We start from the raw sequence: 15,853 nt of genomic DNA, 5'->3' as shown, positions 1-15,853 counted from the left end.
GTTTCATGAGGAACGTTAAACGCACCGCACTGACCGGTCTCGCCGGCCTCGCCGTTCTTACGCAAGCTGGCGCCGCGTTCGCGGCAAGCACGCTGTACCTGGGCATGAATGGCGGGACCATGGAACGGCTGTATGCCGATCAGGTACTGCCGGCCTTCGAGAAGGCTAATGATGTAAAGGTCGTAATAGTGCCGGGCACGTCCGCGGATATCCTCGCGAAGGTGCAGGCGGCCAAGGACAATCCGCAGATGCACGTCATGTTCCTCGATGACGGGGTGATGTATCGCGCCATTTCCATGGGCCTCTGCGCGCCGCTGGAAAAAAGTGAACCGCTCTCGCGAATTCCCGAAAAGGCGCTGATCAAGGACCAAGCAGCGGCCGTAAGCATTGGTGTTACAGGGCTTGCCTACAACACGAAGATGTTTGAAGCCGAGGGCTGGGCACCGCCCACATCGTGGATGGATATGGCTGATCCCAAGTACGAAGACAAGCTGGTATTCCAGTCGATGCCGTCTTCCAGTTTCGGTCTTCACGGATTCCTTGCCTATAACCGGATCAAGGGGGGGACCGAAGCGGACGTCGAGCCCGCATTCAAGGCCTGGCCGAAGGAAATTGGCCCGAACGTGCTGGAGTACATTCCCAGTTCCGCGAAGATTTCTGAAATGGTGCAAACGAACGAGGCCGCCCTGTTTCCCCTCACCCCGACTCAAGTCACTGCGTTAAAGATGCGCGGCGTCCCCGTTGAATATGCACAGCCAAAAGAGGGCGCAGTGGTGCTGAACGTGGCCGAGTGCGTGATTGCCAACAATACGGCGCCATCCCTCGCCCAGAAGCTCGCCGCTTACCTGCTATCTCCTGAGGCGCAGGCCGCGGCGCTGGAATACGGCGACCAGATCCCCTCCAACCCGGACACGCCAACGACGGACAAGACACGCGGGCAAGTTGAGGCAATGGCGGAGTACCAAAAGAGCGCAATCGTCATCGACTGGGACCAGATCAACCAGGCTCGCCCTGAGTGGAACGCTCGGTGGAATCGCACTATCGAGCGTTGATGTCGCCTCCCATTTTCGTACGCTTCGTCGCATAATTGCCGGCCCTCGCGGCCGGCATTCGGCTGCTATCGAACGATGGGAACCGGCTCTATGGCTTTACGCCCCTATCGCGTTGCGCTCAACGGTTATGGCCGGATCGGGCGTTGCGTGCTGCGCGCCTGGCATGAGCGGGTGGCGCCGCCTGGCTTCGAGGTCGTTGCGCTCAATGATCTGGCGGACATGGCCTCCATCGAGTATCTGACACAATTCGACTCTACGCATGGGCGTTTTCCGGGACGGGTGCGCGCCGATGGCGCGATGCTGGAAGTGAACGGGCGCCGTTTGGCCGTCCTGCGCGAAAGCCAGCCTGAGGCAATCGACTGGGCAGCGCTGGACGTGGATCTGGTGCTCGAGTGTTCCGGCGCCTATTCCACGCGCGCCGAGGCGGAACGGTTTCTTGCGGCAGGCGTGCCGCGGCTCCTGTTATCCCAACCCATGGCGAGCGAAGCGGACATCGACGCCACCGTCGTGAAAGGTATCAACGATAACAGGCTGACAGGCCGCGAGCGCCTGGTGTCAGCGGCATCCTGCACCACGAATTGCAGCGTGCCGCTGCTGGATCTGCTCCATCGGAAGATCGGTCTGGAATATGTGTCCATCACAACGATTCACTCGGCGATGAACGATCAGCCGGTGATCGATGCATTCCACGACGCTGACCTGCGTCGCACGCGCTCGGCATTTCAATCGATGATCCCGGTATCGACCGGCCTGGCACGCGGGATTGAGCGCCTCCTGCCGGAACTTAGCGGTCGAATACAGGCCAAAGCGATTCGTGTGCCGACGGTCAACGTGTCCTGCCTCGACATCACCCTGCAGATGGCGGCCGATGTGACGGCCGACGCGATCAACCGGATGCTGCGCGACGCATCCGAACAAGGCCCGTTGCAGGGATTGCTGGCCTACACCGAGCTGCCGCACGCCAGTTGCGACTTCAACCATGACCCGCATTCGGCCATTGTCGATGGCAGTCAGACCCGCGTATCAGGCCCTCGCCTGGTAAACCTGCTGGCCTGGTTCGACAACGAATGGGGGTTCGCCAACCGCATGCTCGATGTCGCGGACCATCTCCTCGCCATCGCTGATTCACAATAATTCCTTTGCAAAGGACTGATCGCATGACCATTTTGAAGATGACCGACCTCGACCTCGCCGGGAAGCGTGTGCTGATCCGAGAGGACCTCAACGTGCCCGTCAAGAATGGCGAAGTGAAGAGCGACGCGCGCATCGTCGCCTCGCTGCCTACGATCAAGCTGGCACTCGAGAAGGGCGCTGCGGTACTGGTCTGCTCGCATCTGGGCCGTCCGGAAGAGGGCGTCTACAGCGAAGAAGACAGCCTCAAGCCCGTTGCGGACTACCTGTCCAAGGCCCTGGGCCGCGACGTACCGCTGGTGAAGGATTATCTCGATGGCGTGAAGGTCGAGCCTGGTCAGGTCGTCCTGCTGGAGAACGTGCGCTTCAACAAGGGCGAAAAGAAGAACACCGATGAGCTTGCGCAGCAGTACGCCGCGCTGTGCGACGTCTTCGTAATGGATGCCTTCGGCACCGCCCACCGCGCGCAGGGTTCGACCCACGGTGCAGCGAAGTTCGCCAAGGTCGCAGCCGCCGGCCCGCTGCTGGCAGCCGAGCTGGACGCGCTGGGCAAGGCGCTTAACCAGCCCGAGCGCCCACTTGCTGCGATCGTCGCAGGCTCCAAGGTCTCTACTAAGCTCGATGTGCTCAATAGCCTGAGCCAGCTGTGCGACCAGCTGATTGTCGGTGGTGGCATCGCCAACACCTTCCTGGCTGCGGCCGGCTACAACGTCGGCAAGTCACTGTATGAGGCCGACCTGGTCGACACCGCCAAGGCCATTGCCGCCAAGGTGAACGTGCCTCTGCCCGTTGATGTGGTCGTGGCCAAGGCGTTTGCGGAAGATGCCGAAGCGACCGTCAAAGCCGTAGGCGACGTAGCCGAAGACGACATGATTCTCGATATCGGCCCACAAACGGCAGCTCAGTTTGCCGAATTGCTGAAGTCGTCGAAGACCATTCTGTGGAATGGCCCGGTCGGTGTATTCGAGTTCGACCAGTTCGGCGAGGGCACCAAGGCGCTGGCACTGGCCATCGCGGACAGTCCGGCCTTCTCCATCGCGGGTGGCGGCGACACACTGGCGGCGATCGACAAATATGGTGTCGCGGATCGCGTTTCCTATATCTCCACGGGCGGTGGTGCATTCCTGGAATTCGTCGAAGGCAAGGTATTGCCTGCGGTGGAAATCCTGGAAACCCGCAGCCGCTGAGCCCGTTAGGGCACCCCGTGCGAACCGGCACGGTCCAACGGGCAGGACCAACCTGTCATCGAGGACCGTGCCATGCGTATATTTGCCGCTGTTCTGGTTACCTTGACGCTCGCTGGCTGTGCCGGCGGTGGGTCGAACGAGGCCTGCCAGGCGTTTTCGCCGCCACCGCCCATGGCCCCCACCGCGCAAAACTCGGAGCGGGTCGAAGCGTTGAGCACGGGTGACCGCACCTGGCCCACCGGTGGGCAGGGTTGCTGACGGATACCCCGTCCTTGTTGGGAGTACGCATGAAATCGACGATTGCCCTGCTAGCGTTTGCCCTGTTGGCAGGCTGTGCCGGGCAGAGTGAAACGTTTCCTGAGGAAGGGGAGTGGGTACGTTGGGTATGTGACGGCCAGGGCGATGTCGCCTGGCGGTTTGCCGATGCCGACCATGAGATCGTCGAGGTGAAGCTTGAAGGCCGCGACGAGATCTATCGCCTGCGTCAGGAACCTGCCGCCTCCGGCGTTTTCTATAGCGACGGCATGCTCGCCTTCCAGTCGCAGGGTGACCAGGGATTCGTGTACTGGGTTGCCAACGATGCAATGGTCGGCCGTGGATGCGAAGCGCCATGAGGCGACGCGTCATCCAGGCCGAGCGAACGGTTTAACACAAGAACACTTGAATACAGCCTGCCCACACGGCAGGCTTTGACGCTTAACGACTCCATTCGGGAGAGGAGACCCCATGGCACTCATCAGCATGCGCCAGATGCTCGACCACGCCGCCGAATTCGGCTACGGCGTGCCGGCTTTCAACGTTAATAACCTCGAGCAGATGCGCGCGATCATGGAAGCGGCCGATAAGACCGACTCGCCGGTGATCGTCCAGGCTTCGGCTGGTGCCCGCAAATACGCAGGCGCGCCGTTCCTGCGCCACCTCATTCTCGCCGCGGTCGAAGAATTCCCGCACATCCCGGTCGTCATGCACCAGGATCACGGCACCAGCCCCGACATCTGCCAGCGCTCCATCCAGCTTGGCTTCTCCTCGGTCATGATGGACGGCTCGCTGCGTGAAGACGGCAAGACACCGTCCGACTATGACTACAACGTACGCGTCACCCAGCAGACTGTCGCCTTCGCGCACGCCTGCGGTGTTTCGGTAGAAGGTGAACTGGGCTGCCTCGGTAGCCTCGAAACCGGCATGGCCGGTGAAGAAGACGGCGTAGGTGCGGAAGGTACGCTGGACCACAGCCAGCTGCTGACTGATCCGGAAGAGGCTGCTCAGTTCGTCAAGGCCACCAAGGTGGACGCCCTGGCAATTGCCATCGGTACCAGCCACGGTGCCTACAAGTTCACCAAGCCACCGACAGGGGACACGCTGTCCATCCAGCGCATCAAGGAAATCCACCAGCGCATCCCGGATACCCATCTGGTCATGCACGGTTCCTCGAGCGTGCCGCAGGAATGGCTGAAAATCATCAATGAGTACGGTGGCGACATCAAGGAAACCTACGGCGTGCCGGTCGAAGAGATCGTTGAAGGCATCAAGTATGGTGTCCGCAAGGTGAACATCGATACCGACCTGCGTCTGGCCTCCACGGGCGCCATCCGTGAATTCATGGCGAAGAACCGCAGCGAGTTCGACCCGCGTAAATACCTGGCCAAGACGGTCACCGCAATGCGTGATGTCTGCATTGCACGCTACGAGGCATTCGGTACTGCAGGCAACGCTTCGAAGATCAAGCCGATCTCCCTCGAAGCGATGTTCCAGCGTTATGCCAGCGGCGAGCTCGATCCGAAGATCAACTGATCGCGTTGAACCAAAAAACCCGCTTCGGCGGGTTTTTTTATGTGTGGCCGGCGGCTTTTGAATGAGGCTACGCAAGGTTGGAGGCCCGGCCTGGCGTGCGCTGATGCAAGTTCGCTGCGTTTGGGTCAGCGTAGGGTACGGGCGATGAGAGGAACACCTCCGGACACACAATCAAGATGTGCGTCTCGCTGCGCGGGGCACTTTCGCGGAGGTGACCGGGTCAACCACAAGTGGGCGAAAACCCGCACTCCGGCCTGAAGGCCGGCCCAGCTAAACGAGGAGACCCCATATGCGTATTCACGCCCTACTGCTTCCGCCCGTACTGGCGCTTTCACTGGCAGCCTGTGGCGGGCCGGACGAGCCACAGGCCCCCGCTAACTCGACCACGACCGATCAGGCCACCCAGCCTGCGCCAACCCCTGCACCGTCAGCGCCTGAGACCCAGCAGCCTGCCGCTCCAGGTACGGGTACGGGCGGCACGGGTACCGGCGGTACTGGCACGACCGCACCGACCGAGCCTGCGACACCGGCACCCAATGCGCCGGCCGGCTCCGGCAGCGGCGCTGCACCCGAAGGCGGCGACTTGAACACGCCGACTACACCAGCGCCTGGCACAGGTACTGGTACCGGCACGCAGAATCAGCAGTAAGCTTCGATGCCCCCGACCGGGGGCATGCCTTCAGGCGGACCCGCCGTAGACCGTTTGGCCACGGCCTTGATGCTTGGCCTGATACAGGTAGCGGTCCGCTTGATATAACAGTCCTTCCAAATCCTCCGCCTGGTCCTCCTGAACGCCCGCACTGAACGACAGTGGCGGCGCCTCGTTTGCGTAATGCAGCGTCGCACAGTGCCTGCGCAAGCCGTCCAGCGCCGCAGCGATATCCTTGCCCGACTGCAGGCTGAGCATGGCGAATTCCTCGCCGCCTAGCCGCCCGATCACTTCATTCGGGAAGGCCTGGCGCAGGGCGGTCGCAAACGCGACCAGTGCGGAATCGCCGCTTGCATGGCCGAACTGGTCGTTGATGGCCTTGAACAGATCCATATCCAACATGCTGAGGCTGACACGCTGCCCTTCGCGCTTCGCATCACGCAGGAGGCGATTGCAGTGCTCGTAGAAGGCGCGGCGGTTATACAAGTCAGTCAGCGAGTCGTACTGCGCGGCGCGGCGTAGTGCGCGCATCATGTCCCTGCGTTCGAGGGTAGAGATGACACGGCAATTGAGCTCCTCGGAGCAGAAGGGCTTGCGTAGGAAATCATCCGCGCCCTGCTTGATGAATTGCGCGCTCAGGGTTCCACGCGTATCGGCCGACAGGCCGAGGATGATCAGGTCATTGCGGCGCATCTTTTGGCGCAACAGCTTGACCAGCTCGAATCCCGAGATGCCAGGCATGCTGTGGTCAACGAGAAGCAGGTCGATGTCCGGCTGCGCCTTCAGGATCTCCAGCGCTTCGTTGCCATCTCGCGCTTCGATGATCTGAAACCGCTGCGGTGCCAGGACGCGGCGGATCAGGTTACGTGTCGATTCCGAATCTTCCGCGACGAGAATGCGAACAGTGCGATTGCTCTCGAGCCGGTGCAGCAGGCGGAAGGCATATTCATACGAGTGCTGGCTTTCCTTGAGCACGTAGTCCACCACGCCTTTCGCCAACAACGCATCGCGACGGTGCTCGTCATAGGAGCCAGAAAGCACGACACACGGCAGGTTGCGCTGGAGCACTAAATCGACGACTTCGCCGTTGGGCGCGTCGGGTAGGTTAAGGTCGACAATAGCGGCGGAGAACAGCTCCGCTGATGCGTCCAACAGGATCTCGGCTTCGCCGTAGGAGGCGCAAAACACAGGTTCAAGCCCGGGCTCCTGGCGAAACATGTGCCCTAGTATCTTCAGGACGAGAGGGCTGTCTTCCACAACCAGAATGTGTCGCACCGCATGACTCCGTAGGCGCCCGTGGGCTGGCGGGATATGGGGGCAGATGATACGAAGCAGGTCGGCCCGCTTCCGGTGTATCGGCTAGCCCCTGCCAATCTGCAGGGGTGTTTGCGTTACGTGGCGATCAAGGCGCCGGGAGGTTCTTGGGAACGCGGATACTCGGTTGTTTTTTCTGCAAGAGTACCCCAAGCGTACGGAGTGGCCCCAACTGGCGCAAGATCAACGCCAGCTGCGTGCGCACGAGGCGATGGTTCTCGGGGAGCTCGTCGGCCATCTGCTCGAGTTCGAGGGCAAGCGTTTCCTCGGTGTCACTGTGCACGGCAATGGTGGCCTCGTTCCGCAGGCCGTTTGCGATTTCGTCGAGTGTTTTGAGGATGAACGTGCTGGCGCGCGCGATCAGCTCGTCACTGCCGTCGTCGTCCGGCAGTGCATCGCGGTGGGCGCCGAGCGCCGACAGGTAGCCCAGCAGCGTGTGCGACAGCACGAGGAAACGGAAGCCGGCGTCCGCATCGCGGCGGAAGTGTCCAGGCTCCATCAGCATGTTCGAAAGCGAGTTGGACAGGGCGGCATCCGCGTTGTGCGCGTTACGTCGCGCCAGGCGATAGGCCAGGTCGTCGCGCTTGCCCGAATCGTACTGCGCCATCACCGCTTCGAGGTACCGCGCATTGGTCGACAGGGTGTTGGCCAGCATCACGTTCAAGCGTCGGCCCTGCCAGTCCGGAAGGATCAGGAAGACCGCAAGGCCCGCGATCAGCGTACCAATCACGGTATCGACGAGGCGCGGCCAGATCAGGCCGTACCCATCGCTCACCTGGTTGAAGCAGAGCAGGACCATGAGCGTGATGGCGGCGGTCGCCAGGGTGTAGCGATCCACGCGGTTGGTGAAGAACACCACGCCCGCGGCAACCGCGAAGAGGCATTGCAGTAGCGCGTCTGGGAAGAGGGTGATGAGCGCCCATCCGACCAGGAGGCCAATGATGGTACCGATGATGCGCTGGCCTAGCCTGATGCGCGTGGCGCCATAGTTCGGACGGCAGACGAAAACGGTGGTCAGGAGGATCCAGTAGCCGTGTACGGGGTGGATCCAGTGCAGGACGCCATAGCCGGCCGTGAGCGCAATGGTGAGCCGTACGCCGTGGCGAAACACCAGGGACGTTGGGGTCAGGTTTAGCTTGATGCGGTCGAACACTTCCTTGAGGTTCTGCGGGGAGCGGTCAAGCAGGCTGGAGTCTTGCTGATCGATCATCGCATCGGGATTGCGCGCACTGGCCAGGTTCTGGTCGAGCGTGTTCAGGTTCATTGCCAGGGCATCGAGCGAGCGCAGTAGGCGTCGCCAAGCGGGGTTGCTCTGCTCTCGTAGAAAGGCGAGCGAGGCCTGGAGGTCGGCGAGGGCCTGGCCGCTTTGATTATGCTCGAAGGGTTGGCGCGTCTGGATGGCCACGCCGAGCGCCTGGCAGGCGCGGCCCTGTTGGTTGAGCAGCCGCTGGGCCCGGAACAGGATATCGCTGTGGAAGAAGGTTTCCGTCAGTTGCCCATAGTTGTAGTGAGACGAACTGGCGCGCTCGTGGATGTCCTGCGCAATGAAGTAGAGCCGAAGGTAGCGCTTGACCTTGGTGCCGTCGCGGCTATTGCCGAGGCGATTGAGGATAATTTCCTTGGTCTTGTTCAGCGCCCTTACAACCTTGCCGTTCTGCTGGGCCAGCGCCAGGCGGCGACCTTCGATATCCATCTGACGCAGCGGCTCGAACAATTCGGATTTCAGCCGCAGATAGGTGCCGAGCTCTTGGAACAGTTCAGCGAGGGCATGCTGCACGGGCTTGTGCGCGAAAAGCGCGGACCAGATGACCGAAAGCAACCCGTACCAGGCGGCCCCGCTGAGCAGAAGCAACGGCTCGCGCCAAATGCTGTCCTGTGTTTCGGCGCGATGCTCGACCCCGATCATCGTGTAGACGGAGAGGATCAGCGTGCCGTAGGCGACGGTATTGTAGCGCTCGCCCACAGCGCCGAGCATGGTCAGGCCGAAGGTGGAGATCGCGAGCCCTGTGACGAACAGCCATGGATAGGGGAAGAGGAGCTGGACCGAAAAGGCAGCGATGGCGAAGCAGACGAGGGTGACGAGGAGGGCCTGCACACGGCCGCGCCAATTGTCGTCGGTCTCAGCCAGGGCGCTGGCGATGATGCCGAGGAACAGCGGGATGACCAGTGCGAGACGGTCCAGGTGCCAGCCGAGCGCCATGGCGCCCGATAGTGCCAGGAACACCCTGATGCCATAGGCGAATTTTTCCCGTGCCCACAGGTCACGGAGCGTTTTGCCGAATGCTGCTGTCTTGCTCATGCGGGCCTGTCTTGCGATACAACGGGGTCAGCATACCCAAAGCGGATAGCGTCGTCTGGGCAAAAGACGCTTTTACCAGGGCATTGGGCACATCTTGTCGAGGCCGAAGCCTGCGAACGGGTGTGACCGTTGCCGGGCAGTTTAGTCGAGGCAGATGACATGCCTGCTGCCACTAACCCTCGACCTCATTGCGTTCGTCTATCCGGCTCGTCGGCCCACCGTCGACCGGATGTAGCTGCAGGAAGATGATTGATGCGAAGACCGTTAGCCCACCGATGCACAGCAGTGTCAGCTGGAACGCTTCGAGCACCGGGCGGCCCGGATCTTCGCCAAATCCGCCGAGCAGGGCAGCGGCCGTCGCAACGCCAAAGCTCATGGCGATCTGCACCACGACCGCCAAGAGGCTGTTGCCGCTGCTGGCGTTGGTGTCGCGCAGATCGATGAGCGTCACCGTGTTCATGGCGGTAAACTGGAGCGAGTTCACGGCGCCCAGCAATGCCAGTTGCACCAGCAGCCATTCGTACGGCAAACCAAACCCGACCAGCGCCAGGCTGGCGATGAGGATGCCCAACAGGATCGTGTTGCCCGTGAGGATACGGCGGTAGCCGAAGCGGTCGATCAGGGGCTTGGCGAATGGCTTCATGGCCATCGCCGCGAGTGCGAGGGGAATCATGCTCATGCCGGCGCTGGCAGGGGAATGGCCAAGGCCGAGCTGCAAGAGTAGCGGCACCATGAACGGCAGCGCACCGCTACCCAGACGCGCGAAGAGATTACCGAGGATCCCGACGGCGAACGTACGGGTCTGGAACAGGCCTGGGCTGAACAGCGGGTGGTCATGTCGTGCCGCGCGGAGCCAGTAAGCGGCCATGCAGCCAAGGCCGGCCAGCAACAGGATGGTCATGCGTACCGGCGACATCGTCTGGTGGCCTAGCCCTTCGAGTGCCAGGCTGATCATGGCCATGGCGGCACTGAAAAGAATGAAGCCAAAGCGATCGAAACGAGACGATTCAGGACCACGTAGGTCCGGCAGGTAGCGCCGCACGGCCAGGCAGCCAATCAGGCCAACCGGCAGGTTGATCAGGAAAATCCAGTGCCACGAGGCGTACTCGACCAGCCACCCGCCCAACGAAGGCCCAACCAGCGGTCCGACGAGACCGGGCATGGTGATAAAGCTCATGATTCGCACCAGCTCGTGCCGCGGGTAAGTGCGCAGCACCACCAGACGGCCGACCGGCATCATCAGTGCGCCACCCAGCCCCTGGATGATCCGTCCCGCGATCAGCATGTCGAAGCTCTGGGCGACCGCGCAGAACAGCGAACCCAGCGAGAACGCAACGATCGCGCCGAAGAACACGTTGCGGGTACCGAAGCGGTCGGCAATCCAGCCCGACGCTGGGATCAACAGGGCCACGGTCAGCATGTACGCGATGATGACCGCCTGCATGCGCAGGGGGTTTTCATTGAGGTCGCTGGCCATGGCGGGCAGCGCGGTGTTGAGAATCGTGGCATCCAGCGATTGCATGAAGAACGCGATCGCGACTAGCCAGGGAAGGAGGCGGGCGGTGCGGGGATCGAGCGCGATAGGCATCAGTCGGACGTTATGGCTGCGGGAACCCCCATTGGACTCCTTTCGCGACGAATCGTCGCAGCCAAAATCAAACGGCCGAGCCTCACAGGTAAGGCCCGGCCGTTTTCATCACGACGCTGTGCGAAGGGCATCCTCACCACGAAGAGGCGTGCCGCGGACCGGTGCGCCGTTTGCCTTGTAGTAAGGCGCGTTGCTACGCGGCAGCGCGTCCTTGCCGCGGATGCGGTCGGCGATCTTCTCCGCAATCATGATGGTTGTTGCGTTGAGGTTGCCGGTGATGATCTCCGGCATGATCGACGCATCGACCACACGCAAGCCGTCCATGCCATGGACGCGGCCTTGGCCGTCCACCACCGCCATGTCGTCTGTTCCCATCTTGCAGGAGCAGGAGGGATGGAATGCCGTTTCGGCATGTTCGCGGACGAACGCATCAAGCTGAGCGTCTGTCCTGCAATCGAGGCTTGGGCTCAATTCGCCGCCGCGATACGGGTCGAGCGCCGGCTGGTGCATGATTTCGCGGGTGATCCGGATTGCATCACGGAATTCCTGCCAGTCCTGCTCATGCGACATGTAATTGAACAGGATGCTTGGGTGCTGGCGTGGATCCAGTGACTTCAAATGCACGCGGCCGCGGCTGGGTGAACGCATCGAGCCGACGTGCGCCTGGAAACCATGCTCCTTCACCGCGTTGCTGCCGTTGTAGTTGATGGCGACCGGCAGGAAGTGGAATTGGATATTCGGCCACTCGAATTCGGGACGGGTCCGGATGAAGCCGCCTGCTTCGAACTGGTTGCTGGCGCCGACGCCGGTGCCGGCAAGCAGCCACTGGGCGCCGATGCCTGGCTGATTGAGCATCTTGAGCGCAGGGTACAGCGATACAGGTTGCGTGCAGGCGTATTGGAGATACATCTCCAGGTGGTCCTGCAGGTTGGCACCCACGCCGGGCAGATCATGAACGACCGGCACGTCGAGGCCGCGAAGCAGGTCGCTCGGGCCTACGCCGGAACGCTGCAGGATCTGTGGCGACGCAATGGCACCTGCACAGAGCAGGACCTCACGGCGCGCGTTCGCGGTGGTCGAGTTGCTGCTGTGTCCTTCCAGAAAGGACACGCCAACGGCGCGCTTGCCACTGAACAGGATGCGGTCCGTTGTGGCATGGGTGATGATCTTGAGGTTCGGACGCTGCTTGGCCTGATCCAGATAGCCACGAGCCGTGCTGGCGCGACGGCCTTCAGGCGTCACGGTACGGTCCATTGGCCCGAACCCTTCCTGCTGGTAGCCATTCAGGTCATCCGTGCGTGGATAGCCGGCTTGTACGCCCGCTTCGACCATCGCATGGAACAACTCATTGTTGCCGGCCTTGGGGGTCGTGACGCTCACGGGGCCGTCGCCGCCGTGATAGTCGTTCGGGCCGATATCGCGGGTCTCTGCCTTGCGGAAATACGGCAGGCAATCACGGTAGCTCCAATCCTCGAGGCCTGGCGCCTTGGCCCAGTTATCGAAGTCCATCGCGTTGCCGCGGATGTAGCACATGCCATTGATCAGCGATGAACCACCGAGCCCCTTGCCCCGGCCGCATTCCATGCGGCGGTTGTTCATGTACGGCTCAGGATCGGTTTCGTAAGCCCAGTTGTAGCGGCGGCCCTGCAGCGGGAAGGCCAGCGCGGCGGGCATCTGGGTCCGAAAGTCCATGCGGTAGTCGGGGCCACCGGCCTCGAGCAGCAGGACGCTCACGTCCGGGTCTTCGGTCAGGCGCGTCGCCAGTACGTTACCGGCAGACCCGGCACCGATGATGATGTAATCGTATTCCATGTCATCCTCCTGGAGGGCTGTCAGGCGCTGGACGCCTCGACCGGCAACAGTCGATGCCGTCCGAACCGTGCGGGTGGCACGGTCCGGCCAAAGAGGCGGCTAGCCTCAGAAAACCGATGCGAATTCGCCCAGCTCGACCTGGACGGACTTGATGCGGGTGTAGTGAGCCAGGGCGGCGAGACCGTTTTCCCGGCCCACGCCCGACTGCTTGTAACCACCCACCGGCATCTCGGCGGCGGATTCACCCCAGGTGTTGATCCAGCAGATGCCGGCTTCGAGACGGTGAATCACGCGGTGCGCGCGGGTCAGGTCGTTGGTGACCAGACCCGCCGCCAGGCCGTAGGTAGTTGCATTCGCCCGGCGGATCACTTCTTCCTCATCGTCGTACGTGAGGATGCTCATTACCGGACCGAAGATTTCGTCCTGCACGATGCGCATGTCGTCACGGCAGTCGGTGAACACGGTCGGTGCGACGTAGGCACCCTTGGCGTACTCACCCTCGGTGACGCGGTCGCCACCGATTAGAAGACGTGCGCCCTCATTGCGGCCGCTCTGGATGTAGCCCAGCACCTTTTCCATGTGGGCAAAGCCAACCAGCGGGCCGAAGTTGGTTTGGGCGTCCATGGGGTCGCCCAGGCGGATGCGCTTCACGCGTTCCAATACGCGGGCTTCGAAGTCGGCTTTCAGCTTCGTGGGTACGAAGACGCGCGTACCGTTGGTGCACACCTGCCCCGAGCTGAAAAAATTGGCCATGACGGCGATGTCAGCGGCACGGTCCAGGTTGGCGTCGTCGAACACGATCAGCGGCGACTTGCCGCCGAGCTCCATGGTCACGTCCTTGAGGGAAGATCCCGAGGCGCTCGCCATCACCTTCTTGCCCGTCACGGTGCCACCGGTGAACGAGACCTTCTCGATGCCGGGGTGCTCGGTAATGAGCTGGCCGACCGAACCTGGGCCGCTGACCACGTTGAATACACCTGCGGGCAGGCCGGCTTCGGTGTAGATCTCGGCGAGCTTGAATGCAGAAAGCGGTGTGGTTTCGCTGGCCTTGAGGATCATCGCGTTTCCGGCGGCAAGCGCCGGTGCCGATTTCCACAGTGCAATCTGAATGGGGTAATTCCACGCGGCGATGCCGGCAACGACGCCCAGCGGTTCGCGGCGGGTATAGACGAAGCTCGTGTCGCGCAGCGGAATCTGCTCGCCTTCGATCGCCGGGATCAGGCCCGCGTAGTACTCCAGTACATCCGCGCCGGTGACGACATCGACGCCCTGCGTTTCGGACAGCGGCTTGCCCGTGTCGAGGGTCTCGAGTACGGCCAGTTCGTCGTTGCGTTCACGCAGCAAATCGACGGCCTTGCGCAGGACACGGGAGCGCTGCATGGCGGTCATGGCAGCCCAGACTTTCTGGCCTTCACGAGCACTTTCGACGGCCCGGTCAAGGTCCGCGGCGCTGGCAATCTGTACCTCTGCCAGCACTTCGCCGTTGGCAGGGTTGATCGTCTCGAAGGTCGTGCCACTGGTGGCATTGACGTATTCGCCGTGGATATAGAGCTGTTGGGTATCGAAGCGGGGCATGCAAGGTCCTCTCAGCAAAAGGGCGGCGACGGCGGCGCGCCTTCGGGCGAGCAAGGCCGTCCGCGAATCATGAAAATCAGTCTAGGGGATTTATATTGAACGATCAATCAATAAAGATTTTGGTCCTTGCTGTTACAGGTGCGCTTTACGGTGAAGCGGCCGTTCCAGAGCTTCTGAGCGAGGCGGCGCCGTTTATCGCAGGATGTGTTAGGCGTAGGTAAAAGGAGGGCGACGCCGGGACGCGGAACGACACCCGTGCTACGTGCGTGCACGGCACCCCTGGGGGCGGGTGGCAAAAATGGAGGGAAACGATGGGAAGCGATGCCCGTGGAGCCGGGGCATCGCCAGGCGCCCGTCGCGGGCGCTGGAGCCTCAGGCGGCCGGGCGGCCGCCGTTCTCGGCGAGTTCTTGCTTGATCTGAGCGATCCGCTGATCCTTTTCAGCCCACACATCGCTCACCCAGCTCTGCACGCGTTCACGGAAGCCAGGGTCGTTCTGATAGTCCCCCTCGTATAGCGACGGGTCGAGTGGGCGAGCTTTGATGTCGATGACCACCGAAGGCAGCTGGCCACTGAGCAATGTCCAGAAGCCAGGCGCCGGCTCGGTGGGGTAAACGATCGTCACATCCAGGATCGCGTCGAGCTGCGGGCCGATTGCGGACATGACGAAGGCAGCGCCGCCAGCTTTCGGCTTCAGCAGATAGCGGTAGGGCGACCCCTGCTCGTCATGCTTGGCCGGCGTGAAGCGCGTGCCTTCCAGGTAATTGACGACCGCAACGGGGATGTCCTTGAACTTCTCACACGCCGCCTTGGTAATCTCCAGATCCTTGCCCTTGAGCTGCGGATGGCGATCGAGCTTCGCCTTGCTGTAGCGCTTCATGAACGGATAGTCGAGCGCCCAGAAGGCCAGCCCAAGGAACGGAATCCAGATCAATTCCTTCTTCAGGAAGAACTTGAAATAAGGCGTCCGCCCATTGAATGTCTGCAGCAATGCAGGAATGTCGACCCAGCTCTGATGGTTGCAGATGATGAGGTAGGACATGTCACGGCGCAGCTTATCGACGCCTCGCACGTCCCACTTTGTCGGCGTCAGGGCGGCGAATATCCACTTGTCGATTTCCGCCCACGTCTCGGCAGTCCACATGACCGCGTTAGAGCAGGCCCGGCGCAGGGATTTCCCAGGCAGGACCAGCTTCAATAGCGCAATCACCAGTATCGGGCCGATGAAGATCAGGGTGTTGAGCAAGCCCAACAGGGTGATGGTGACAGCGGTCAACAACGGCCGCATTCGTGGCTCCCAGACAAAAAATATGGAGCGATCATAACGATTGCCCCTCTAACCGGACAGATGCACGTGCCATCGTAAGGCCGCTACGTACGAACGAAACGGTACGCGCTGCATGTGATAGCGGACGGTTCTTGCGGATTCGGTTGACCGCAGCGTCTCGATCCATTC

General features: G+C 61.8%; 13 protein-coding genes. 7 read left to right on the top strand and 6 right to left on the bottom strand.

Annotated elements, in window-relative coordinates:
• Positions 1-5 precede the first annotated feature (5 nt).
• The 7 genes from ACY8D3_RS17580 to ACY8D3_RS17550 all read left to right on the top strand — a co-directional run bounded on the left by ACY8D3_RS17580 (position 6) and on the right by ACY8D3_RS17550 (position 5,810).
• The gene (locus ACY8D3_RS17580; RefSeq protein WP_462380101.1) at positions 6-1,052 is read left to right on the top strand and encodes an ABC transporter substrate-binding protein; all 1,047 of its coding nucleotides are present in this window, start codon (positions 6-8) and stop codon (positions 1,050-1,052) included.
• A gap of 90 nt (positions 1,053-1,142) precedes the next feature.
• Positions 1,143-2,186 (top strand): glyceraldehyde 3-phosphate dehydrogenase NAD-binding domain-containing protein, encoded by a 1,044-nt coding sequence (locus tag ACY8D3_RS17575; protein WP_462380100.1) that lies wholly within the window; start codon positions 1,143-1,145, stop codon positions 2,184-2,186.
• Between the two features lie 23 nt (positions 2,187-2,209).
• The gene (locus ACY8D3_RS17570; RefSeq protein WP_462380099.1) at positions 2,210-3,370 is read left to right on the top strand and encodes a phosphoglycerate kinase; all 1,161 of its coding nucleotides are present in this window, start codon (positions 2,210-2,212) and stop codon (positions 3,368-3,370) included.
• 72 nt (positions 3,371-3,442) lie between these two features.
• On the top strand, positions 3,443-3,628 hold the full coding sequence (locus ACY8D3_RS17565; protein WP_462380098.1) for a hypothetical protein: 186 nt from the start codon (positions 3,443-3,445) through the stop codon (positions 3,626-3,628).
• A gap of 29 nt (positions 3,629-3,657) precedes the next feature.
• The gene (locus ACY8D3_RS17560) at positions 3,658-3,984 is read left to right on the top strand and encodes an MliC family protein (protein ID WP_462380097.1); all 327 of its coding nucleotides are present in this window, start codon (positions 3,658-3,660) and stop codon (positions 3,982-3,984) included.
• 112 nt (positions 3,985-4,096) lie between these two features.
• On the top strand, positions 4,097-5,161 hold the full coding sequence (fba, locus tag ACY8D3_RS17555) for a class II fructose-bisphosphate aldolase (RefSeq protein ID WP_462380096.1): 1,065 nt from the start codon (positions 4,097-4,099) through the stop codon (positions 5,159-5,161).
• 289 nt (positions 5,162-5,450) lie between these two features.
• Positions 5,451-5,810, top strand: coding sequence for a hypothetical protein (locus ACY8D3_RS17550; RefSeq protein ID WP_462380095.1), 360 nt, complete (start codon positions 5,451-5,453; stop codon positions 5,808-5,810).
• A 30-nt stretch (positions 5,811-5,840) separates the two neighbouring features.
• On the opposite strand, the gene ACY8D3_RS17545 is transcribed toward ACY8D3_RS17550, so the two are convergent.
• The 6 genes from ACY8D3_RS17545 to ACY8D3_RS17520 form a co-directional block, all read right to left on the bottom strand.
• Complete coding sequence (locus ACY8D3_RS17545) at positions 5,841-7,085, bottom strand: GGDEF domain-containing response regulator (protein ID WP_462380094.1); 1,245 nt, start codon at positions 7,083-7,085, stop codon at positions 5,841-5,843.
• A gap of 127 nt (positions 7,086-7,212) precedes the next feature.
• Positions 7,213-9,423, bottom strand: a complete 2,211-nt coding sequence (yccS, locus tag ACY8D3_RS17540; protein ID WP_462380093.1) for a YccS family putative transporter — start codon at positions 9,421-9,423, stop codon at positions 7,213-7,215.
• 172 nt (positions 9,424-9,595) lie between these two features.
• Positions 9,596-11,011, bottom strand: a complete 1,416-nt coding sequence (gene mdtD / locus ACY8D3_RS17535) for a multidrug transporter subunit MdtD (protein WP_462380092.1) — start codon at positions 11,009-11,011, stop codon at positions 9,596-9,598.
• Between the two features lie 108 nt (positions 11,012-11,119).
• Positions 11,120-12,823 (bottom strand): choline dehydrogenase, encoded by a 1,704-nt coding sequence (gene betA / locus ACY8D3_RS17530; protein WP_462380091.1) that lies wholly within the window; start codon positions 12,821-12,823, stop codon positions 11,120-11,122.
• Between the two features lie 105 nt (positions 12,824-12,928).
• Positions 12,929-14,398, bottom strand: a complete 1,470-nt coding sequence (gene betB, locus ACY8D3_RS17525) for a betaine-aldehyde dehydrogenase (protein ID WP_462380090.1) — start codon at positions 14,396-14,398, stop codon at positions 12,929-12,931.
• 372 nt (positions 14,399-14,770) lie between these two features.
• A complete protein-coding gene (locus tag ACY8D3_RS17520) occupies positions 14,771-15,685 on the bottom strand; it encodes an acyltransferase (protein WP_462380089.1) in 915 nt (304 codons plus the stop codon).
• Between the last annotated feature and the right edge of the window lie 168 nt (positions 15,686-15,853).

The organism is Pseudomonas sp. Marseille-QA0892 (genome assembly GCF_054950135.1).
The sequence above is the reverse complement of the archived record's forward strand: the minus strand, read 5'-3'. Positions and strand labels throughout refer to the sequence as shown.

Coding starts and splice junctions, on each gene's coding strand:
- ACY8D3_RS17550 (WP_462380095.1), top strand. CDS start 5,451: ATGCGTATTCACGCCCTACTGCTTCCGCCCGTACTGGCGCTTTCACTG.
- fba (WP_462380096.1), top strand. CDS start 4,097: ATGGCACTCATCAGCATGCGCCAGATGCTCGACCACGCCGCCGAATTC.
- yccS (WP_462380093.1), bottom strand. CDS start 9,423: ATGAGCAAGACAGCAGCATTCGGCAAAACGCTCCGTGACCTGTGGGCA.
- ACY8D3_RS17560 (WP_462380097.1), top strand. CDS start 3,658: ATGAAATCGACGATTGCCCTGCTAGCGTTTGCCCTGTTGGCAGGCTGT.
- ACY8D3_RS17580 (WP_462380101.1), top strand. CDS start 6: ATGAGGAACGTTAAACGCACCGCACTGACCGGTCTCGCCGGCCTCGCC.
- betA (WP_462380091.1), bottom strand. CDS start 12,823: ATGGAATACGATTACATCATCATCGGTGCCGGGTCTGCCGGTAACGTA.
- ACY8D3_RS17565 (WP_462380098.1), top strand. CDS start 3,443: ATGCGTATATTTGCCGCTGTTCTGGTTACCTTGACGCTCGCTGGCTGT.
- ACY8D3_RS17575 (WP_462380100.1), top strand. CDS start 1,143: ATGGCTTTACGCCCCTATCGCGTTGCGCTCAACGGTTATGGCCGGATC.
- ACY8D3_RS17570 (WP_462380099.1), top strand. CDS start 2,210: ATGACCATTTTGAAGATGACCGACCTCGACCTCGCCGGGAAGCGTGTG.
- ACY8D3_RS17520 (WP_462380089.1), bottom strand. CDS start 15,685: ATGCGGCCGTTGTTGACCGCTGTCACCATCACCCTGTTGGGCTTGCTC.
- betB (WP_462380090.1), bottom strand. CDS start 14,398: ATGCCCCGCTTCGATACCCAACAGCTCTATATCCACGGCGAATACGTC.
- mdtD (WP_462380092.1), bottom strand. CDS start 11,011: ATGCCTATCGCGCTCGATCCCCGCACCGCCCGCCTCCTTCCCTGGCTA.